This window comes from Kamptonema sp. PCC 6506, from assembly GCF_000180455.1.
Lineage (GTDB): Bacteria > Cyanobacteriota > Cyanobacteriia > Cyanobacteriales > Microcoleaceae > Kamptonema > Kamptonema formosum.
The window spans coordinates 1-21404 of sequence record NZ_CACA01000144.1; the positions used below are offsets into that span (position 1 = coordinate 1).

A 21404-nucleotide genomic window follows, 5' to 3' on the forward strand; every position below is an offset into this window, starting at 1 on the left:
TATTCCTCACTCCCGCTGAGGCAACAGTGATGGCATTAGGTATTCATGTTGATACAGGTTCTCTTACTTTTGACCACGCTACAGCACGAGATGCTAATGCTTTAGCCTGGTTAATGGAACAGGGAGCGAGTTTGCGTGTAATTGCTGAATATGTCGATCCCGGTTTATCTCCTCAATTGCACGATTTGCTAACAATTTCTCTAGAAAATTTACAGTCAGAAACTCTGCGGGGATATACAGTAGGCTGGGTGTTGCTAACTACTGAAACCTTTGTTCCGGGATTGTCTAGTTTGGCATCTCGCTTGCTAGATTTGACCGAAAATGATGCCCTGTTACTAGCTAACGTTTATTCTCAAAAAGAATCGGAAGATCCTACTGTTCTCAATCGCTTAACTATTATTGGTCGGTCGCGGATTGAGGAAACTAATCTTAATGAGTTATTCAAATCTCTAGGAGGTGGCGGTCACTCTCGTGCTGCTTCTGTCTCTCTCCGAGACGTTGAACCCCTAATCATTTTAACACAATTAGTTGACCAACTCAAAGCTCAAATTCCCTACCCGCCTACTGCTCGTGAGTTGATGTCGTCTCCAGTGCGAACAATTCGACCTGAAATCTCTGTCGGCGAGGCTCACCGGATTTTACTACGCTATGGTCACTCTGGTCTTTCAGTTGTGGACGATCGCGATCGCTTAGTTGGAATTATCACTCGCCGCGATATTGATATTGCCCTACATCACGGTTTCAGTCACGCCCCCGTTAAAGGCTATATGACACCTCAACTCAAAACTATTGCACCTGATACTGTACTACCAGAAATTGAGTCTTTGATGGTGACTTATGATATTGGGCGTTTACCTGTTTTAGAAAATGGTCAGCTAGTAGGAATTGTCACCCGTACAGATGTGCTGCGAGAATTACACCAGCAAAAAGATAAGGGGAAATTAGGAGAGGGAGTAGGAAAGAAGCAGAGAGAATTACTATTTTGCTCTTTACCTGAATCGATTAAACAGTTGCTGGCAACCAGTCTCAATCCTCAACTAGATCAATTTTTATCGGAAACTGCCAAGATAGCAGAACAACGCGGCTGGCAACTTTATCTTGTCGGTGGAGCAGTTAGAGATTTGTTACTTGCTGCTTCCGAAAATAGTTTATCACTGACTGATATTGACTTAGTAGTAGATGGATATCACGATTTGGAAGTGGAGAATGTCGATCGAGTTCAAGAAAAATCAATTGTTAATACAGAAGAAGAGCGAGAATATTCAGTTGTTAATTACCCAATAAATAATCCTACAGTAAAAAACCATAGTCTACAATCTCCGGCTGTGGAATTAGCTTCAGCTCTACAAGAACTTTACCCTGCTGCTCGTTTGGACGTTCACGGTCAATTTCAAACTGCTGCTCTTTTGTGGCACAAAGATTCTGAATTAGATTCGCTTTGGGTAGATATTGCTACTGCTCGTACTGAGTTCTATCCTTATCCCGCAGCTAACCCTGAAGTTGAGGCAAGTTCTATTCGTCAAGACCTTTACCGCAGAGATTTTACAATTAATGCTCTAGCTGTGCGGTTGAACCATCCCCGTGCTGGTGAATTGTTGGATTTTTTTGGAGGTTTGGAAGACTTAAAAGGTCGGAAAATTCGAGTTTTACACGCTAATAGTTTTATCGAAGATCCCACTAGAATTTATCGTGCTGTCCGGTTTGCGGTGCGGCTAGGATTTCAGATTGAGCGACAGACAGAAGGATATATTCGTCATGCTGTAGATAGTGGGATTTATTACCGAATTCAGGGGGAAAATGACCGCGCTCCGGCATTGGAAACGCGGCTGAAAAGTGAGTTGAAACACATTTTGCAAGCTCCCTACTGGAAATCAGCTTTGCAAATGTTGGGGGATTTGGGGGCTTTACGTTGCATTCATCCAACTTTAGATTTAGATCGGCATTTGTTGTGGCAGTTACGTTTGGTAGATCGCTATTTAAAAATAAGGAATAAGGCTGAAAAAAATGGTAGTGAAAAAGAGGTGAAATCGCCTATAGCTAATCAATTACAAGGAATTAATATCAATGATTGGCTAATACGATTAGAAGTTTTAATTGCTTATTTAGCACCAGATTATCGAGGTAAGGTAGCGGCAAATCTTCAATTACCTGTGGATAGTGTGAAGTTACTACAAGATTTGGAAGAGGAAAAAATAAAGTTGATGGCATCTTTACCAATGTGCAATCTGCCTAGTAAATTGGTGTTAATGCTGAGGAATTATCAGTTACCAATGTTAATTTTAATAGCAGTGCAGTGTCCGCGCCGGGAACGGCGGCAAATTTGGGAATACCTCACTAAGTGGGCAAATATTACTCCGCCTTTGAATGGTAATGATTTAAAGGCTTTGGGCTATAAACCAGGGCCACAGTTTAAGCAAATGTTGGATGATTTGTTAGTAGCGACTTTGGATGGGGCGCTGAGCGATCGCGTTTCTGCTATTTCGTTTTTAGCTGCCCATTATCCGCGATCGTAAAAGATATAGAAGAAGGGGCTAGGGGCTAGGGGCTAGGGGCTAGGGAAAGAGAGGGGGGCGGGGGAGCAGGGGGGCGGGGAGATGGGGGAGATGAGGAAACTCTTTCCCCAATTAGCAATTAGCAATTAGCAATTACCAATTACCAATTAGCAATTACCAATTAGCAATTACCAATTACCAATTAGCAATTATCAATTACCCTTCTATCTGACTGGCTCAGGCTGCGAAACCACCATCAATCTTCAGACTTGCACCCGTGACGAAGGCGGCTTCGGGACTGGCGAGATAGGAAACCATAGCGGCAACTTCTTCGGTGCGGCCGTAGCGCTGGAGGGCCATTGTGCTTTTCAGGCTATCGGCAAAGGGCCCTTCTGCTGGGTTCATGTCAGTGTCTATGGGGCCGGGTTGGATATTGTTTACCGTGATGCCACGAGGGCCGAGATCGCGGGCGAGACCGCGCGTAAAACTGGCGATCGCACCTTTGGTTAAAGCGTAGACGGAGCCGCCGACAAAGGGGACAAGATCGCTATTTACGCTGCCGATCATAATTATCCGTCCGCCTTCGGTCATGTGACGGACGGCCTCCTGGGTTGCTACGAAGACACCCTTGACGTTAACCGCTATCAGGCGATCGAAATCATCCATTGAGAACTCGTCGATTGGGGCCATAACGGCGATGCCCGCGTTGTTTACCAGGATATCGAGGCGACCAAATGCTTTTACTGTCTCAGTGACAGCGTTTTTTACCGCTTCGATATCAGCACTGTCAGCGCGGATGGCCAAGGCTTTGGTACCTGCTGATTCGATCGCGAGCACCACTTCATCGGCTTTTTGCGGTGAGCTGGTATAGGTAATGGCGACGGCTGCGCCATCCTGTGCGAGACGTTGGGCGATCGCTGCCCCCAGACCACGAGAACCACCTGTAACTAATGCCACCTTTCCTGTGAGATTTTTGGGGCTCATAGTATTGTTTTATCGTTGAAGTATGGTCTTTGCGCTCCAGTTTTGTACCGGATGGTATAGATATAAGGCATGGGCGCGAAACTGTCAAGGAAATATTATATTGATGAGTATGAAACAGGAAAAAACCACTGCGGCGATCGGCAGGCCCCGCGAGTTCGATACTGATGAAGCACTAAATCGGGCAATGCACGTATTTTGGCGAAAGGGCTACTTAGGCACGTCCCTCTCGGATCTGACGGAGGCTATGGGTATCAACCGCCCCAGCCTCTACGCTGCCTTTGGCAACAAAGAATCTCTATTCCGCAAAGCCCTCGATCGCTATACCAATGGGCCATCAGCCTATGTTTACGAAGCGCTCAAAGAGCCAACGGCGCGTCGTGTTGTGGAGCGGATTATGCAGGGAGTCGTTGACCTGGGAACGGATTCGCGGAATCCCCCCGGATGTCTTTGGGTTCATAGCACCCTTTCCTGCGGAGATCCGGCAGACCCGATGGCGCAGGAGTTATCGGCATACCGCGCCTCAATCGAAGCCTCTCTGTGTAAGCGTTTCGAGCAGGCGATTTCGGAGGGCGACTTGCCTGTTGACTCCGATCCTGCGGCTCTTGCTCGGTTTGTGCTAACTGTCAATTGTGGAATGTCAGTTCTGGCGGCGACTGGGGCCAACCGAGAGGAATTATTGCAGGTGGTCGAGACAGCTTTGCGATCGTGGCCGCAGTAGATTGTATCGCAAAGGGGCTAGGGTAAGAAGGGGCTAGGGGCTAGGGGCTAGGGGCTAGGGTAAGAAGGGGCTAGGGGCTAGGGTAAGAAGGGAAGATGGGGAAGATGGGAAGATGGGGAAGAAGGGAAAAAGAATCAAAGTAAGGGCTTTGGCGCGATCGCTCAGCCGAACAGTGCGATCGATTTAGAATGCCCTAATGGTCTTGGCGATTGCTTATATATAATATAAACCCTATGTAGTAGCGATTTCAATCGCCAAACTATCTTCTAAATTGGTCGCCGACACTGTGGGTGGAGAGGAATCTGAATCACAAACTCTGTTCCTTTTCCAGGTGCTGAAATACATTCCAAAATTCCCCCGTGTTTCTCAACTACCAAGTGGTGAGAAATAGACAATCCCAACCCAGTTCCTTTACCAATAGGTTTTGTAGTAAAGAAAGGGTCAAATAATTGGTGGCGAATCTCCTGGGAAATACCGGGTCCATTGTCAGCAATTGAAATAGCTACCCAATCAGCATCTAAAACAGAGGTAGTAATCCGAATTGTAGGGTGTGGCAATAGAAAATCATCTATAGGCAATTGTCCGCTTTCCTTGCTCTTCTCTTTGCCTATGCTCCATTGTCCATGTGCTTCTTCTAAAGCATCAATAGCATTACTCAGGATATTCATAAATACCTGATTTAACTGTCCAGCATAACACTCCACGCGAGGCAGTTTTCCATAGTCTTTGAGAATTACAATCGGAGAAAATCCGCTTTGAGGTTTCAGCCGATGCTGCAAAATCAGCAGCGTACTCTCAATCCCCTCGTGAATATCCACTAACTTCATATCCGCTTCATCTAAGCGGGAAAAATTCCGAAGCGATAGGACAATTTCTCGTATACGCTCCGATCCTAACTGCATTGAAGACAAAATTTTGGTAATGTCTTTCACCATAAAATTGAGATCGACATCTTCGGCTGCTGCTTGAATCTCCGGGACGGGATCTGGATAATGTTGCTGATAAAGTTGCAGCACACTTAGCATTTCTTTGATGTAATAGTTGATATGGGAAAGATTGCCATAGATGAAGTTAACAGGATTATTAATTTCATGGGCAATACCAGCGATCATTTGTCCGAGAGAGGACATTTTTTCTGTTTGAATCAGTTGAGTTTGGGTTTGCTGCAACTTACGAATAGTTTGCTCTAATTGATGGGCTTGAGTTCTAAAACGAGCTTCTTTTCGCCGTAATGCTTCTTCTACTCGCTGACGCTTAATAATATCCCGCCTTAGCAATTCATTTGTGGTTGATAATTCCGCAGTTCTTTCTTCAACTTGTTTTTTTAAGTTATCATGAGCTTGGCGCAAAGCCTCTTCTGCTCTCTGACGTACTAAAATTTCCTGCTGCAATTGCTCGTTGGCTTTCTTTAATTCAGCAGTGCGATCGTCAACGGCTTGCTGCAAAAGTTCGATCACTCCGTACATCTCAGAGGGATTGAGAACTTGCAGTAAACTTGTCTGGGAAACTATTCCCAGAAGTTCGCCTTCACTTCCAGCTACGACTAAGCGACGTACTCGACGGCGCTGCATTTCCTGATGAGCTATCCACAATGAGTCTGAGGGAGCCAGACAAAACAAAGGGCTACTCATGACATCAGCAGCCTGTATTTGTGATAAATTCAGTTCTAGGGCGTGAAACTGCACAATATCTCGCTCAGTGACAATGCCTACAGGCATTAATAATTTGGTGTTGATTATGGGGTATTCAACTTGAGGAATTGGACTTTGATAGGGGGGAATTGGGAATTCTTCTTCTGTCCACAGTTCCCCCTTTTCCCAATTAGTACCAAATTCGGATGAAGTGCAATTATTAGGAGAAAAAGACGCAAATATTGGTCTTGAATTTTCCCTCTGTGTTGCTCTGGGAGCTAGAAATTGCGTCAGTTCAAAAGGTTTTTCTTTTCGTGGTTTTCTATAGTTTTGATACCGATTTTTCTCTTCGACAATCACAATACAACTGACTCGATGGCGTGCCATTAGTTGCGCGAGGTTGAGTACGGAGGCAGTTTTTAGCGCGTAGATAACTTCGGATGTCATTACGTCTGTGACGTAGCGCAAGCTAGTTAGCAAGTTGACGGGTTGTAGCGCTTGTCTAATACTTTCGGGGGTGACTATGCCCATTAGTAGTCCGCGATCGTCAACAATGGGTAGATGGCGAATCCGGTGTTGGCGCAATATAGATAGGGCTGTAAAAATATCTTGGGAGTCGGATTGCTTGAGGGTAATTACGGAGCGTGTCATTACTTCGGCAATTCTGACTGAGTTCAAGCTGATGCCGTTGGCGGTGAGCCTGACTATATCTCGCTCGGTGAAAACACCTAAGAGCTGTAACCCTTCCATCACCAGGACGCAGCTAGCTCGTGCTTCGCCGATCGCGCTGGGGTCATGAATGGTATCCAATTGACAAAATTGGTACCAACTGGGCAGTTCGCAACTGCTACGTACTTGGCTCATGAGAGCTAGGACATCGATCAGGTAGGTATCGGGAGCAACTGTTAAAGGATGGCGATCGATGGCTTGCTCCAAAGCTGACGAATAAATAGGCAGGCCGTTAAGGTGCATGGTTAGTTCGCTTATTATCGGGATTGTTTACCAATGGTGGTAAATGTTTTGTAAGATTTACAGCTATTCTTTATCCAACTTAATTGATTATTAATTTATCTTAATCAATTGTTACACTGGGATAATTGATAGATAAATTATGATTCAGCGTTGATGCGGCGTTCCCTTACCAATAAATTGTACACTTAAAACTTAAGAAAATATGAATTTTTGACAAAGGGAAGGAAAATTGAGATCTCGAAAGGGATTCAGGGGTGAGAATATAGCTAGGGGCTAGGGGCTAGGGGCTAGGGGCTAGGGGCTAGGGGCTAGGGGCTAGGGGCTAGGGAAGAGGGAAGAGACAAGAGGTTATTCCGTAAGGGATTATGGACTAAAGGTAAAAGTTGTACTTGCCCTAATCGCCCTAGCGGTTGCTATACCTCTGAATCCTTCATCGTAAAGCGTTGAGTGTCTTAAAGTTTCAAAAAGATCGCAGCGATCGGGACAAGTTTACTGAGCGCTCACACTGAAGTCTTGCCGAAGGGTCGAACTACTCGCCGAACGTGCGAAGTCTCACCGCCCGCTCATATCAAGTCAAGCGCGATCGCCCATGATGACGATCCCTTCGTACCAATACTTACAGGTTTTTTTTATTAATGGTAATCGACCGGACATGATATCAGACATTCAGCGCGGTCTCTGTCGCACTGTTGGACGCTGGTTATGCCTATGCGCTTTTGTATATCTTTAATACCCTCTCCAAGCCGTTGTGCTTGCGGACTTTGTGTGTGTAGATGCGATTTCAACCGCCGGATTTTGTTCTTTCCTATTCCTTTTTCTTGGCTATAATTTAGTATTAGGAACCATGCCATTTTCAGAAATTACATTAACGCGATCGCCATCTTTAAGGTTTTCAACACCCGCAATCACTACCCGATCGCCGGCCTTTAAACCGCTCTTAATTTCCACCTTAGCCTTACTTAAATTGCCTCCCATAGCACCGACAACCTCGCCCAGGACAACAGATTGAGCTTGTACTTTATTTTCGCCTACCAGCCGATAAACTATTCCCGTACCATTGGTTTGCGGTACAACTGCTTTGGCTGGGACTGTCAAGCCTTGAGCGCTTTCTGTTGCTAGGGAGGCGCGTAAAAACATTCCGGGTCGTAAGAGAGATTCTCTAATATCAGTTACTCTCGGTAAATTAATTTTAACAGTAGCTTGACGATTGCCGGTTTCAATATTGGGCGCTATTTCCCGCACATTCCCACGCAAAGAGATGCGGGAATCAGAGTCGGAAATTAGTTTTACTTCTGTGCCAATTTTTATTTGCGGCAGTTGAGTTTCTGGGACTTTAAGTTGCAATTCCAGTCTGCCATCCCTGATAATAGAATATAGTTTCTGCGAGGCGCTAGTAACATCTCCAACGCGAACAATTCTTTCGGCAATAATTCCGCTTTCAGGGGCTCGCACGAGAGTTTGTTCTAATTGTGTTTGCAACTGCTGCACTCGCGCTTCACTACTGCGGACGCTGGCTTGATTGTTGCCTACATTCGCTTGAGCGCTACCAATATTAGTTCCTGCTGTCTCAAATTTTGCTCTGGCACTGCTAACACCAGCTTCGGCATTTCTAATATCTGCTTGAGCATTAATAATCTGAGCTTCAGCGACTTTTACTTCTTCGATCGCTTGGTTGATTTCTTGAGCTGATTTTTTCAAGTCTTCCTGAGCAGTCTTTGCTTCTGTCCTGCGCTTTTCTAAGTCTTGAACGCTAATTACTCCCTCGGAAGCTAAATTTTGAGAGCGTTCAACTTCTCTTTGCGCTTGCTCTAATTGAGCGCGGGCTTGGGCGGCGCTTGCTTGGGCAACGCTAACGCCTGCTTTAGCTTGATCGACACCTGCTTGAGCTTGAAGTGCCCTAGCTTTGGCTTGTACTAAGTTGGCTTTGGCTTGCTCAAAGGCTGCTACAGTTTCGTTTTGCAGGGATTGAGCTTGCTGCACTTGTGCTTGTGCTTGCTGTACTGTGGCATCGGCAGATTGAACATCGGCGATCGCTTCGGCTAGTTGCGATCGCAATACAGAATCGTCAAGTATAGCCATTACCTGACCTTTTTCAACAGCATCTCCTTCTTTGACCAAAACTTGCTTAATCTGCAAACCATTAACCTGAGCCAAAACTGGTAACAAGTCATAAGCAGCAACAGTACCCGTACCTTCTATACTGCGATCGACACTGGCAACTTCCACCGGTGCGACTTCAACATTCTGAGGCATTCCTGCTTCAAATTGGGCTGATTCAGCTTTAACTTCCGGTGTTGCAGGAGACTGTTGGTTAAAAAAGAATTGCATACCTGCGATCGCCGTCACGGCCCCAATTCCTAAACCCACTAGCAGACCTTGCCATTCTATACCACTAGCAACTCTGCGATCGTCTTCTAATTCTGCTTCGTCGGATTCTGGATCGCGATCGCTGGCAGTTTCGTTTTCAGACTGATTAGAAAAATCGTTTTTAGAGGTATCTTCAACAGCTAGATCCTCCCCCGCCTCTTCTTCCCAACTTTTCGCCTCAAAGTTGCGGCCACGTCTACCCTCTGGAGGGAAAGGTGGCTGAGTGTACTCTGTTTCTGGTAAAACTCGATCGGTCACTTTTGATTTCTCCCGGCAGTCTTTACCTTTAGTTTTTAGTATTGTAAAGAAAGATTGCAGATTTAAGATCGTCAGTTTACATTTTAGCTGCCCTCAACCCATCCTTGTTAAGGATGAGTAAAATTCATCCCTAAGACTTAGACGAAGACTTAGAGGGCGATCGACTCTATAAAGAGTTAAGTTATGGTAAAAAGAATAAAATCAAGTTTTCCAATATATAGCAACCGCTTTCGTAGGTTAGGACGTTCTGAATTGATGAAACCATTGATTCTCTTCCCTTCTTTCCTGAGCCTGGGAGCATCCTAGTCCTGAGCATCGTAACCGCCTTGGCGGTTGCTATAGTAAGGGGTGTCCGCGTCCCGATCGATCCTAGACTCAGCACGAGCAACTGTCAAGTATGGTTTTTAATGCAACTGAACTTCTGATCGATGCCTTCGTGCAGAAAATACGGTTTGGCTACACCCGCACTTACGGCGGCTACAAACCAGACTACGAAGACATCATCGCCTGGGCAGGCAGTATGGCGCTAGAAAATATCGCCAACAGCGATGCTCTCTACCACAACGTTGAACACACAATTTTGGTGACATTGGTAGGCCAAGAAATTTTACGAGGCAAACACATCCGCGAAGGCGGGGCTTCCTGCGAAGATTGGCTACACTTCATCATCTCCCTAGTTTGTCACGACATCGGCTACGTCAAAGGCGTTTGCCGCCAGGATCGAAATGGCTGGTATGCTACGGGTAACGGCACAGAATTAGTGCCTTTACCTCCCGGCTCTACTGATGCTAGCTTGACTCCTTATCACGTAGACCGCGCTAAACTGTTTATTGACGAGCGGTTTGGTGGCCATCGGCTGATCGATGCTGAGGTGATTAAGCGCAACATCGAACTGACTCGATTTCCCGTACCAAAAGAGTCGGATCATCAAGATACAATTAACTTTCCAGGTTTAGTTCGAGCTGCCGATCTAATTGGCCAACTCAGCGATCCTCGTTACCTCAAAAAAATTAGTTCCCTTTACTATGAATTTGAGGAAACTGGGTTTAACCAAAAAGTGGGATATAAGAATCCCGGCGATTTACGGGTTAACTATTCCAAGTTTTACTGGCATGGGGTTCACCCTTATGTAAAAGATGCCTTGCATTACTTATCTCTGACTCAGCAAGGCAAACAGGTTATTGCTAATCTCTACTCGAATGTGTTTGTAGTTGAGCATGACTTGTCCGCTGAGGAAGCTATGGCTGTTTAGGGTGCTCTATGAAATGATTTTAGATTTTAGATCGACCCAGAATCTTAAATCTTAAATCGGAAATATCAAATCGACATGAATAGTGTGTTTTCTCCCGTCCAACAGTTTCTAATTACTTGGTTGCTAGTTTTAGTGACAGGTTGGTTTACTCTCGGTGCGATTCATTATGTTGCGGAATTGATCAGTATTTTAGTAACGGCGGGACTGATTGCGTTTTTATTGAATTACGCGGTAGCGAGACTGCAAGTATTTTTGCCGAGGGGCGCGGCGGCGGCCCTAGTTTATTTTGCTGCTGGGTTGGTTATGGCGGTGATCGTTTTGACGATCGCACCTCCTGTTTTAAACCAAGCTGCACAATTAGCGGTCAGATTCCCAGACTTACTAGAGTCTGGGCGACAGCAATTAGCGGAGTTTCAGATTTGGAGTGCGGAGCGTAATTTGCCGTTTGACGTGCAAATCTTGGAGCAGCAATTGTCTGCTAAAGTGCAGGAACAAGTACAAGCGATCGCTGCTAGCGGTTTGGGTTTAGTTGTAGGAACAGTTAACTGGTTTCTCGACTTAATCTTAATCCTCGTAATTTCGTTTTATATGTTGTTAGATGGGGAAAGAGTTTGGCGGGGTTTGACGAGTATTTTTGCGCCAGAAATTCGCTATGTCTTAACAGAAACTTTGGAGAGAAATCTTCAGCGATTTGTATCGGGACAGTTATTGTTAGGCCTATTTATGGCCATCGGGCTGACTCTGGTTTTCTGGGTTTTACAGGTTCCTTTTTTCTTGCTATTTGCTGTGTTCATCGGGTTGTTAGAAGCCATTCCTTTTATTGGGGCAACTCTAGGAATTGGTGCAGTGAGCATTATTGTGGCGTTTATTGATTGGTGGTTAGCACTGGAGGTTTTGGTAGCTGCGATCGCTCTTCAACAGGTGAAGGATAATTTAATTGCCCCTCGGATTATGGGTAGTTTAACAGGATTTAGCCCTGTGGTTATTTTCGCGGCTTTACTGTTGGGAGGTAGAGTGGGAGGGGTTTTGGGGGTAATCTTAGCGATTCCTCTAACGGGAGTTGTGAAAAGTATTGTGGAAATTTTACTTAATCCCAAGTTACCGCCGCAAACTGGTTCATTTTTTTACAATCCTTTTAATGGTCAAGCATTGAAGGAAATAGAAAAGGTGGAAAATGGGTAATGGGTAATGGGTAATTGGTAATTAAGAGGATTAATATATGATTTGGCGGTTGAAACCGCTACTACACAAACAAAGTCCGCCTACGCGGACTAAAGAATACAACAACTAACAACTAACAACTAACAACTAACTAAAATTATGAAATGGTGGCAAAATCTTAAAAATAATCCTTTAGCCCGATTGGGAGCTGTGTTACTATTGATTTTGTATGGAGTGGCGATCGCAGCAGATTTTATTGCGCCTTATGACCCCTATAACTCTCAATTGAATGGTTCCCTATTGCCGCCAACGCAGATTTATTTAACTACGAGAGACGGCAGATTTATTGGGCCTCACGTTTACCCCGTAACTCAAGGGCCAGTGGATGTGAATACGGGCGAGCGGAATGTGATTGTAGAATGGGAAAAACCTTCACCTTTAAGTCTATTTGTCAAAGGTGATAGCTATAAAATATTAGGGATTATACCATTTAATAGACATTTGTTTGGAACTAATGGCGAGGCAAGATTCCACCTTGTAGGTACGGATGAACAGGCGCGAGATCAGTTTAGTCGTTTGGTTTATGGAAGTAGAATTAGTCTGAGCATTGGATTAGTGGGAATTGCGATTTCTTTCCCTCTGGGTATGTTGGTGGGGGGGATTTCTGGATATTTTGGTGGTTGGATTGACAGTGTTTTAATGCGATTTGTTGAAGTTTTGATGACGATTCCAGGCATTTACTTGTTAGTAGCGCTAGCTTCTGTTTTACCACCTGGATTGACTAGCACTCAGCGTTTTCTGTTAATTGTATTAATCACTTCCTTTATCAGTTGGGCGAGTTTAGCGCGGGTGATTCGGGGACAAGTGCTCTCAATTAAACAACGAGAATTTGTACAGGCGGCAAGGGCGATGGGGGCAAATCCAGTTTATATTATTGTACGCCATGTATTGCCGCAGACAGCAACTTATGTGATTATTTCTGCTACTTTGGCGATTCCTGGTTTTATCGTGGCTGAGTCAGTTTTGAGTTTAATTGGATTAGGAATTCAGCAACCTGATGCTTCTTGGGGAAATTTACTTTCTTTGTCTACGAATGCTTCAATTTTGGTGTTGCAGCCTTGGTTAGTTTGGCCGCCTGCCTTGTTGATTATTGTAACAGTTTTGGCGTTTAATTTGTTAGGAGATGGATTGCGAGATGCACTCGATCCAAGGAGCTTGCAGAGGTAGGTTTGGTGGAAGGAAGTGAAACCAAACATCAGGATTGTAACACTAATTTTGAGTAGTGGTATAAGAAAGTCCTGAGATTAAACTCTCTTTTCACCCTTTCTAAAGTAAATTCACTGTAAGCCATCTTAATTATTCCTTTTAACTTATAACTTTTCTTCAACGGGATGTTGCCCATAATAGGGTAATGCTTCTGACCAGTTAGGGCGTTTTCCGTGTTGATAATTTAAATAAGCTAGTTCTAATAAGCTGAAAACTGACGCGCCTAAATCATTTTGAACCTTAATTAAATGATATGGTGTGGGCCAAGATTCTAAAGTTTCTTGCCAGGATTCAAGCATCATTACTTTATCTGGTAATAACTCAATTAAGTTGGAATCATTGCCGTCATTTTTTGCACTTTTAACTGCATATATTGCCCCAAATAATTGACCGCGCTGTGCAGGCATTTGGAGGGCGATTGAATTTTCTAATGGTGGGATTTTAGAGGATAATAAAATATTTTCTACTTCTCCTTTTCCCTCTCTTTCTTCCTTCTCTCTTTTCTCCCAAGCTAGAGCCGCCAAAGTTGAAATCGCAAATAAAGGAATATCTAACTGTTGCGCTAAAGTCCTAGCCGTAACTACACCAATCCGAGTTCCCGTAAAACTTCCTGGCCCTTTAGCAACTGCAATAAATGCCAAATCTGCCCAAATTTGCGGCTGAATAAAATCTAGTAAATTTTGATGCAAATGGGTAGCTAAATCGCGGCCTAAATCCCACACTTGATAGCGGGAATCACCAGCAAAATTGCTAATTGCTAGACCTAATTCTGGGCTGGCGGTATGAATTGCTAAACCGTATTTCGTTGATGTTAGAGACACAATATTTTTGATTAAGTTAAGAACCATTATAGCGCCGCACTCGCTTGCAGTCAAAGATACCACCCAGAAGGCGGTGTTACGTCAGAAGTGCGTAAGCTGGGTCTTACTCTAGAACTACTTTGTTGTGTAAAAAAGCGGTAAAGCCATAAATAGGCAACCTAAAAGAATACCAAATGGGCCAGACACAAAAATAGTATAATTTCCGCCTATTCCCATCATCAAAAATATCCCTGCTAATGTCGCCAATAAACTATTGGTCTTAAATTGTTCATTTTTAGCAACTTGATTTTTGACATAGAGAAAAACCGATGAAATAATTATTCCTACCCAAGGCTTTAAAATAATTATTTGGGTTCCCAAGATAAACAGCATTAAGGCAAACATTAATAAGTCTATCCAGAAATCTTTACTTTTCAACTTAAAGAGCCAAAATTCTCTAGTTTTAAGTTGGGAGAATCGCCCGGCTAGTTTATTGTTTTGCAGCCGAATAATTTTATTTCGGAACTGGATTTTAGTGTCGATCTGCAACACCTGCTTCCACTCTGGCCTAGGAGAATTGTTAACTCTTCCTAAAAGTTTAACTACGGATATTTGATTTAATTGTAAATCAGTGAGAGTAGTGGCAATTATTTGAGATAAATGGGGATAATGAATTTTACAATCTTCATTTCTATTGATGACAACAGTTAATTTCCGCTTGGTTTTGTTAACTTGAATTTTAACATTGTAGGGAGTCAGTGTATCTTGCAAAGCTTGCTGAATTTTTACCTGTAGTTTTTGATTTGGTGGTGGCGGTAAATCAGGTGGTAATGGTGGGGGTTCTGCGGGCATTTCTGGGGAAACAATTGCAGGTTCAGAGGTTACAGGCAATGTTTCTACATAAACGGGTTTGGGATTCAAATGCCTAATTACGGCTGCGGCTGCATGATAACGATGATTAGTAGCACCTTGCAGCATTTTGTCAAGAATATGACCCAGATTATCGCTAACAGGTGTTTTCAAATAATCTCGCCACGCCCAAGTACCTTCTCTGCTGTCGAATAAATCAAATGGGGGAACTTGGGTCAATAAATGAATGCAGGTAATCCCCAAGCTGTAGATATCGCTAGCAAAAACTGCTTTCCCCATGAGTTGTTCTGGGGCGGTATAGGCGGCACTTCCTACGATCGTACCAGTTTGGGGCAGACCATTTCCCTTAACTTTTTTCGCTGCCCCAAAATCTACTAAAACGAGTTGGCCGTTTCTAGCAATTCCTGAAGAAACTAGAGATTGAGAGCTGATTAAATCGGCGGGTAAAAGAGGGATGAATCCGGTTGCTCCACCTTGATAAATGTTGGTACGGCGAATAATATTTTCGGGTTTGATGTCGCGGTGAATGACTTTAGATTTATGAACAAAATGCAGAACTGGAAGTAAATCTTGGAGAAGTTGGCGAATTTGAAGTTCGTTGAATGGGCCTTTTTGTGCTAGTTCTTGAGCTAAGTTTTTGCCAGGGATAAATTCTTGCACTAAATATTGCTGCCTGTCTTGCTCAAAATGTGCAATCAGGTTAGGAATCTGGGGATGTTTTCCTAATGTTTCTAGCTGCATTGCTTCTCGATGAAACCACTCTGCTGCTTTCTCAGTAGGATTTTGAGGAAAAAATTGTTTAATTACGCATTGCGAGTAAGTGAATGGTTTGTTTTCATCTACTGCTAAGAAGGTTCTGCCAAAGCCACCTTGTCCGATGGGCTTTATGGCTCGGTAGCGACACTCTAAGGGTGTTTCCAGCTCTTTCGGAGCTGTTTCGCTTTTGATTTCACTTAATGAAAGGTTGTGGGTCAGCAACAATTGAGAGCCGCAGCTAGAGCAAATTTCTGCATCAGCAGGATTTTGCGGATTCTGACAAGCTGGATTGAAGCAATAGCTCATTGTATTTTAGATTTTAGATTTTAGATTATTTTAAAAAGATGGTTTCGCCTGCTAATTTACGCGACGATCCGCTGAGGTTGTTGAGAGTTTACTGCCAAACTGCTCAGTTGGATTTTGCGATCGCACGCTATTCCTAGATTGTTCTAGGCTTAAGGCTGAGCGCGATTAGCCTTGAGGCAAAGGCTTAATGAAGAGCGCTCAGCCTTCGGCGCGGCGTTTCGCCATCGGACTGATTCCAGACACGCGCTCTGTAGATCCAATTTAACTAACTTTGTAAGCTTTGCACCACCTCCAGCGATAAACCTGTAAACCTAGCAATTTGCTCTAGTGGTATATTTTCCTGTAACAAATTCCGAGCAATTTCTTCCATAGCAGACTGCCTGCCTTCCTGCCTACCTTCGTCTATTCCTTCCTGCAAAATCTCCTGATAAATCACTGACTCGCGCATAATATCCCTCCGTAGAATTCTTGAAATTACATCTCTCTCCAATACTAAACCGGCCAAAATCCCTGCCGATGCCATTAAATTACTTTGCACTCGTCTATCTGGAATCTCTGCGATCGCAGATGCCACTTGATTTAAAACCGCTTTCAGCGGCTAGGGGCTACGATGCTCAGGGCTAGGGGCTAGGGGAAGAAGAGGAAGAAGGGGAAAAGAGGGACTAGGATAGTAATTCTTCTAGGTAATTATCAAGGCAAACCTGTCGTGAATAAATCGAGTTTTGGTCATGTTAATACTTGAAATCAGATGATTCTACACATCTTGAGATCGCATAAAATATAATATCATTGCCGGGAAAGGGTATAATTAATAATATTACATCTCTTAATATTTAATAGTAAGAATTCTTTTCTTCTTTCCTTGCAAGAGAGAGGTTGGGGGAGGTCAAACAATTTTTTGGGTAGAATGAAACAGCCCCGGTACACGCTGGGACTGAAGCGATCGCGCCGAATCCTTCACAAAATAGCCACAATCCTAACTAATACTCAAATGATGCTTAAAATAATTGCTAAATTTCCCTGGCTCTCAAGCAAAATTAGCTTCACTATCAGCTTAGCTCTGTTGACACTCTGCCTCACAGTTGCCCTTCCCACCCTAGCTACCCTACCCCCGATCGCTCAACAGTCCCCAACAGTCGAACCGATTTCAACTCCGGCACAACTTCTCGATCGAGGGCGACAACTCTACGGCGCAGGTCGCTTTGCCGAAGCTATCACTCTCTGGGAACAAGTTCAAAAGATTTACGCTACAGAGGGTGCAACCCTAAATCAAGCGATGACTCTCAATTACCTAGCCACAGCCTATCAAGAATTAGGTCAGTTAGAAACAGCAAAAAGTGCGATCGCTTCCAGCTTCCAACTACTGCAAAGCCAGAATAAACTCGATCTTAAAGGCACTGCCATTCTCGCCCAAGCCTGGAATACCCAAGGTAGCTTACTATTAGCAACAGGGCAAACTCAATCGGCCTTAGAAGCTTGGGAAACAGCGGAAGCTACCTACGAAACTGCCAATAACCCAACGGGAAAACTGGGCAGCCAACTCAACCAAGCCCAAGCTTTGCAAACCCTTGGTTTATACCGTCGCACCAAAACATTATTAGAGAGAATTAATCAACAACTCCAAACTCAACCCGACTCGCTGCTAAAAGCTGAAAGTTTGCAAAGTTTAGGGCGTACTTTGCAATTGTTAGGAGATTTACGCCAGTCGAAAGAAGTCCTAGAAGCAAGTTGGGAGATAGCTAAACAACAAAATTCTCCCGCGCTTGTGAGTAAAACTTTAGTCGCGATCGGTAACGTTGCTAGAGACTTGCAGCAAAATCAAATTGCCTTAGATTACTATCAGGAAGCAGCGACAAAAGCGCCCGATCCTCTTACCCAAATGCAAGCGCGACTCAATCAACTCAGCTTGTATGCAGAAACTCAACAGCAAAAAGACGCGATCGCCCTCGCATCTGAAATTCTACCCACACTCGCCAACTTGTCACCCAGTCGCCCTAATATTTACAGTCGCATCAATTTTGCCCAAAGCGCACTCAAAATAGGCGCTGCATCCCAGCGAGACATTGCCCAAATCTTAGTCGCAGCAGTTCAACAAGCCAAAGAACTGCGAGACTCTAAAGCAGAATCCTATGCGATCGCGCAATTAGGAGAACTTTACGCCCAAGCTAAACAATGGCAGGATGCAGAAACTTTGACTAAGCGCTCGATCGCCACCGCCCAAAGTATCGATCTTCCCACTCTTGTTGCTCGTTCCTCTTGGCAACTCGGCCGCATTTATCAACAACAGGGAGATTTCAAAGGCGCGATCGCTGCTTACACCGAAGCCTACCACACCCTGCAATCCCTTCGCAAGGACTTAATCGCCGTTAATTCCGACGTGCAGTTCAGCTTCACCAAAAGCGTCGAACCCGTATATCGCGAACTCGTCAGCTTGTTACTCAGAGAAGGAGCCCCAGAAGGACAAGTCCACATTGGAGATGCCGCACAACAAGTAAATATCAAATTAGCCCGCCAAGTCATCGAGTCTTTACAACTTGCAGAAATTGAAAACTTCTTTAAAGAAGCTTGTTTAGATGTTAAACCCAAACAAATTGATGAAATCGATCCTAAATCTGCTGTTATCTACCCCATTATCTTACCAGATCGTTTGGAAGTAATTCTATCTTTGCCCGGTCAACCCCTGCGACACTACCGCACTTTTCTAGCAGATACAGAAATCGAGCGCCGCGTCAAATTGTTATATTCTTCCCTTTACTTAGGATATTCCAGTAGCGATCGCCTGCGTTATTTCCAAGAAGCCTACAAGTGGCTGATCGAACCCGCAGAACCAGACTTGGCAGCCAACAACATCAAAACTCTAGCCTTTGTGCTCGACGGTTCTTTGCGAAACTTACCGATGTCAGCCCTCTACGATGGCCAGCAATACTTAGTAGAAAAATACAGTGTCGCCCTCAGTTTGGGATTGCAGTTGTTGCCAGAAGCTTTGCAACACAACAAAATCAAAGTATTAGCGGCTGGACTGACTCAAGCGCGTCAAGGTTTTCCCGCCTTACCAGGAGTAGCAATTGAACTCCAGGGAATTGCTGCGGAAGTTAAATCGGATGTATTTATCGATCGAAATTTTGTCCAATCAGCCTTAGAAAAAAACGTCAAAGACCAAGATTATTCTATTATCCATCTTGCCACTCACGGTCAGTTTAGTTCTAACCCCGATCTCACATTTCTCCTGAGTTGGGACGATCGCATCAACGTTCGAGATTTGAGTGAGTTATTGAAGACCAGAAATAACTCTAATCCCTTAGAACTTCTCGTTCTCAGCGCTTGCCAAACAGCAGCGGGCGATCCCAAGGCTGCTTTGGGGTTAGCGGGACTTGCCGTGCGATCGGGCGCTTCCAGTACGATCGCTAGTCTGTGGTCAGTCAGCGACGAATCAACCACTAAGTTAATGGTGGCATTTTACCATCAGCTCAGTAACAGTAAATTGAATAAAGCTGAAGCTTTGCGAGCGGCGCAGTTGAGTTTATTGCAATATTCTCTTTATAATCACCCTTATTTTTGGGCATCGTTTATCTTGGTGGGCAATTGGCTTTAAGGCAACCGCTTTCAGCGGTTAGGGGCTAGGGGCTAGGGGCTAGGGGCTAGGGTAAGAAGGGAAGAAGAGGAAGAAGGGGAGAAGAGGAAGAACGAGAAAAAGGGAAAAGGGGAATAGAATCAGCGAATTTGGTGGAACTTAGAACGTCTTAAGCAACGAAAGTGGTTGTTATATTCGATCGGTATCGATAAAGTTTCTCAACCCGCTATTACCATACTTCTTAACCCGTAATATATTGAAATATGTAAGAAATTTGAAATTATGATGAAGAGAAGTGAAATATAAACAATTTGTACAGCAAAGTGATAGGATTTGATAGACTGGGTTTAGAAATCAAAAGACGCTGAATCTATAAAAAATAAGGTTCAACAAATTAGGGTCGGGGTACAGCTACAAGATAAGAATATGTACAGATTTTTTTCCTCAACTTTTTAGTTGTGTTACTGCTGTACATACACCAGATTACAAGACAAGCACCTGAAGTACATAGAAATTAGATCTAAGGATATGGCAATGCCGTGTCTCTACGGGGATCGACAAATGGGTGTACTTCATATAATGGGGAATTTGCTATATCCCGAACCTGTAATTTTGGTCAGAAAAAAATGTTTTTACCTGGCAATTTCTGGATTTTAGCCATTCTCAAGAATTTAGGATTGGCAAGGCAAAAGCCTGACCAACCAGTAGTTCCAGAAAACTATCTACCGAGAGTGACATAATAAGGGTAATACATTATACTCAACAGCAGAAGTTAATATATAATCCGGGACAGTACATTGACTCAATCTTATGAGTCAATCAGAAGATAAGATTTACCTCACAAAAACTATATGATTACCTCTCACCAAATAACAATTGCCAGTATCCTATCAAGTGCAGCTTTAGCTGTGCCTTTAGTCATTTTCCCCTGGGTTCAGGATGCAGCGCAAGCCAAGGGCAACTCCAGCGCGATCGCCCCAGCTAGGGCTAACCCATCTCTAATTGCCATTCAGTTCCAAGCACCAGGGGACAGCGTACCCAGCGACACCACAGGTGGCGGTACTCGTGGCATTCAGTTCCAAGCACCAGGGGACAGCGTACCCAGCGACACCACAGGTGGCGGTACTCGTGGCATTCAGTTTCAAGCACCAAATGACAATTCACCGAGTAATACCACAGGTGGCGGTACTCGCGACGGGGTAAGGTTTGCTGCACCAAGTGACAATTCACCCAGTAGCACCACAGGTGGCGGTACTCGCGACGGCGTAAGGTTTACTGCCCCAGGTGACAATTCACCGAGTAACACCACAGGTGGCGGTACTCGCGACGGGGTAAGGTTTACTGCACCAGGTGACAATTCACCCAGTGACACCACAAGTGCTGGCACTCGCACTGTCCACTTTGAGGCTTCAGGGGAAGACTCGCCGAAGCCTACAATCTTAGGTAGCAGTGACAAAGATGAACTTTCCTTGTTTATCCCCTTGTTGCCTCCAACCAAACTCGGACGCACAGTAGCGGGACACCCGACATTCTTTGTGTACGTGCCCCAGGGAACTCCCAAGCAAATATTTTTCAGTTTGCAAAGCACAGACAGAAAACATCACTACCAGACGACTTTTGACATTTCAGGTAAGCAAGGCATTATCAGCTTTACTCTACCCGCTGATGCTCCAGAGCTAGAAGTTGGTAAAGATTATTTATGGTTCTTTGCTACGATCGAACCAGGTCAGATATTGCAACCGGGTAACTACGGTATCAACGGTTGGATCAAGCGAGTTCCACCTCCAGCGATCGCTAGCTTAAAGGAGAAACTGACACCATTAGAGGCAGCTACGCTATATGCTGAATCTGGGATTTGGTACGATACTCTGGCGCTACTAGCTTCTGCGAGGCGATCGCAACCAGAAAATCAGACCTTAGTTTCCGAGTGGAAGGCATTGTTGCAGCAAGTTGGTTTAGAGAACCTTGCAGCTATTCCGTTGGTAGAGTTGTAATCCAAA

At 44.4% G+C, this 21404-nt stretch carries 13 protein-coding genes; 7 read left to right on the forward strand and 6 right to left on the reverse strand.

The features are described 5' to 3' along the window. Positions 1–2513, forward strand: a 2513-nt coding sequence (locus tag OSCI_RS08510) for a CBS domain-containing protein (RefSeq protein WP_039961918.1), incomplete at its 5' end; no start/stop codon positions are given. Between the two features lie 216 nt (positions 2514–2729). Here the strand turns inward: OSCI_RS08510 and OSCI_RS08515 are convergent. After that, the gene (locus OSCI_RS08515) at positions 2730–3476 is read right to left on the reverse strand and encodes a 3-oxoacyl-ACP reductase family protein (RefSeq protein WP_007354512.1); all 747 of its coding nucleotides are present in this window, start codon (positions 3474–3476) and stop codon (positions 2730–2732) included. 103 nt (positions 3477–3579) lie between these two features. Between OSCI_RS08515 and OSCI_RS08520 the strand changes: the two genes are divergently transcribed. Then, positions 3580–4194 (forward strand): TetR/AcrR family transcriptional regulator, encoded by a 615-nt coding sequence (locus OSCI_RS08520; protein ID WP_007354513.1) that lies wholly within the window; start codon positions 3580–3582, stop codon positions 4192–4194. Between the two features lie 266 nt (positions 4195–4460). Here the strand turns inward: OSCI_RS08520 and OSCI_RS08525 are convergent, their stop codons facing one another. Beyond that, on the reverse strand, positions 4461–6797 hold the full coding sequence (locus OSCI_RS08525; protein WP_007354514.1) for a CBS domain-containing protein: 2337 nt from the start codon (positions 6795–6797) through the stop codon (positions 4461–4463). Between the two features lie 822 nt (positions 6798–7619). After that, complete coding sequence (locus tag OSCI_RS08530; protein ID WP_007354515.1) at positions 7620–9422, reverse strand: efflux RND transporter periplasmic adaptor subunit; 1803 nt, start codon at positions 9420–9422, stop codon at positions 7620–7622. Between the two features lie 397 nt (positions 9423–9819). Here OSCI_RS08530 and OSCI_RS08535 point away from each other — a divergent pair, with 397 nt between their 5' ends. The 3 genes from OSCI_RS08535 (at position 9820) to OSCI_RS08545 (ending at position 13062) form a co-directional block, all read left to right on the forward strand. Further along, a complete protein-coding gene (locus tag OSCI_RS08535) occupies positions 9820–10674 on the forward strand; it encodes an Npun_R2479 family HD domain-containing metalloprotein (protein ID WP_007354516.1) in 855 nt (284 codons plus the stop codon). A gap of 75 nt (positions 10675–10749) precedes the next feature. Beyond that, positions 10750–11856 carry an AI-2E family transporter gene (locus OSCI_RS08540; protein WP_007354517.1) on the forward strand — a complete coding sequence of 369 codons (1107 nt, stop codon included), beginning with the start codon at positions 10750–10752 and terminating at the stop codon, positions 11854–11856. A gap of 138 nt (positions 11857–11994) precedes the next feature. Continuing rightward, the gene (locus OSCI_RS08545) at positions 11995–13062 is read left to right on the forward strand and encodes an ABC transporter permease (RefSeq protein ID WP_007354518.1); all 1068 of its coding nucleotides are present in this window, start codon (positions 11995–11997) and stop codon (positions 13060–13062) included. A 143-nt stretch (positions 13063–13205) separates the two neighbouring features. Here OSCI_RS08545 and tsaB read toward each other — a convergent pair whose 3' ends face one another. The 3 genes from tsaB to OSCI_RS08560 all read right to left on the reverse strand — a co-directional run bounded on the left by tsaB (position 13206) and on the right by OSCI_RS08560 (position 16407). Beyond that, positions 13206–13949 carry a tRNA (adenosine(37)-N6)-threonylcarbamoyltransferase complex dimerization subunit type 1 TsaB gene (tsaB, locus tag OSCI_RS08550; protein WP_007354520.1) on the reverse strand — a complete coding sequence of 248 codons (744 nt, stop codon included), beginning with the start codon at positions 13947–13949 and terminating at the stop codon, positions 13206–13208. Between the two features lie 87 nt (positions 13950–14036). Next, on the reverse strand, positions 14037–15833 hold the full coding sequence (locus tag OSCI_RS08555) for a serine/threonine-protein kinase (RefSeq protein WP_007354521.1): 1797 nt from the start codon (positions 15831–15833) through the stop codon (positions 14037–14039). A gap of 265 nt (positions 15834–16098) precedes the next feature. Next, positions 16099–16407: a hypothetical protein gene (locus tag OSCI_RS08560; protein WP_007354522.1), complete on the reverse strand. Its 309-nt coding sequence runs from the start codon at positions 16405–16407 to the stop codon at positions 16099–16101. Positions 16408–16740: 333 nt separating this feature from the next. On the opposite strand from OSCI_RS08560, the gene OSCI_RS08565 reads away from it, so the two are divergent. Both OSCI_RS08565 and OSCI_RS08570 read left to right on the forward strand, forming a co-directional pair. Continuing rightward, positions 16741–19425 carry a CHAT domain-containing protein gene (locus OSCI_RS08565; protein WP_007354523.1) on the forward strand — a complete coding sequence of 895 codons (2685 nt, stop codon included), beginning with the start codon at positions 16741–16743 and terminating at the stop codon, positions 19423–19425. Positions 19426–20255: 830 nt separating this feature from the next. Beyond that, positions 20256–21398: a DUF928 domain-containing protein gene (locus OSCI_RS08570; RefSeq protein WP_007354524.1), complete on the forward strand. Its 1143-nt coding sequence runs from the start codon at positions 20256–20258 to the stop codon at positions 21396–21398. The last annotated feature ends 6 nt before the right edge of the window (positions 21399–21404 follow it).

What these genes read in the sequence shown, in the direction of transcription:
- OSCI_RS08515 (WP_007354512.1), bottom strand. Translation starts at nt 3,476, where the DNA reads ATGAGCCCCAAAAATCTCACAGGAAAGGTGGCATTAGTTACAGGTGGT.
- OSCI_RS08520 (WP_007354513.1), top strand. Translation starts at nt 3,580, where the DNA reads ATGAGTATGAAACAGGAAAAAACCACTGCGGCGATCGGCAGGCCCCGC.
- OSCI_RS08525 (WP_007354514.1), bottom strand. Translation starts at nt 6,797, where the DNA reads ATGCACCTTAACGGCCTGCCTATTTATTCGTCAGCTTTGGAGCAAGCC.
- OSCI_RS08535 (WP_007354516.1), top strand. Translation starts at nt 9,820, where the DNA reads ATGGTTTTTAATGCAACTGAACTTCTGATCGATGCCTTCGTGCAGAAA.
- OSCI_RS08540 (WP_007354517.1), top strand. Translation starts at nt 10,750, where the DNA reads ATGAATAGTGTGTTTTCTCCCGTCCAACAGTTTCTAATTACTTGGTTG.
- OSCI_RS08545 (WP_007354518.1), top strand. Translation starts at nt 11,995, where the DNA reads ATGAAATGGTGGCAAAATCTTAAAAATAATCCTTTAGCCCGATTGGGA.
- tsaB (WP_007354520.1), bottom strand. Translation starts at nt 13,949, where the DNA reads ATGGTTCTTAACTTAATCAAAAATATTGTGTCTCTAACATCAACGAAA.
- OSCI_RS08555 (WP_007354521.1), bottom strand. Translation starts at nt 15,833, where the DNA reads ATGAGCTATTGCTTCAATCCAGCTTGTCAGAATCCGCAAAATCCTGCT.
- OSCI_RS08565 (WP_007354523.1), top strand. Translation starts at nt 16,741, where the DNA reads ATGAAACAGCCCCGGTACACGCTGGGACTGAAGCGATCGCGCCGAATC.
- OSCI_RS08570 (WP_007354524.1), top strand. Translation starts at nt 20,256, where the DNA reads ATGATTACCTCTCACCAAATAACAATTGCCAGTATCCTATCAAGTGCA.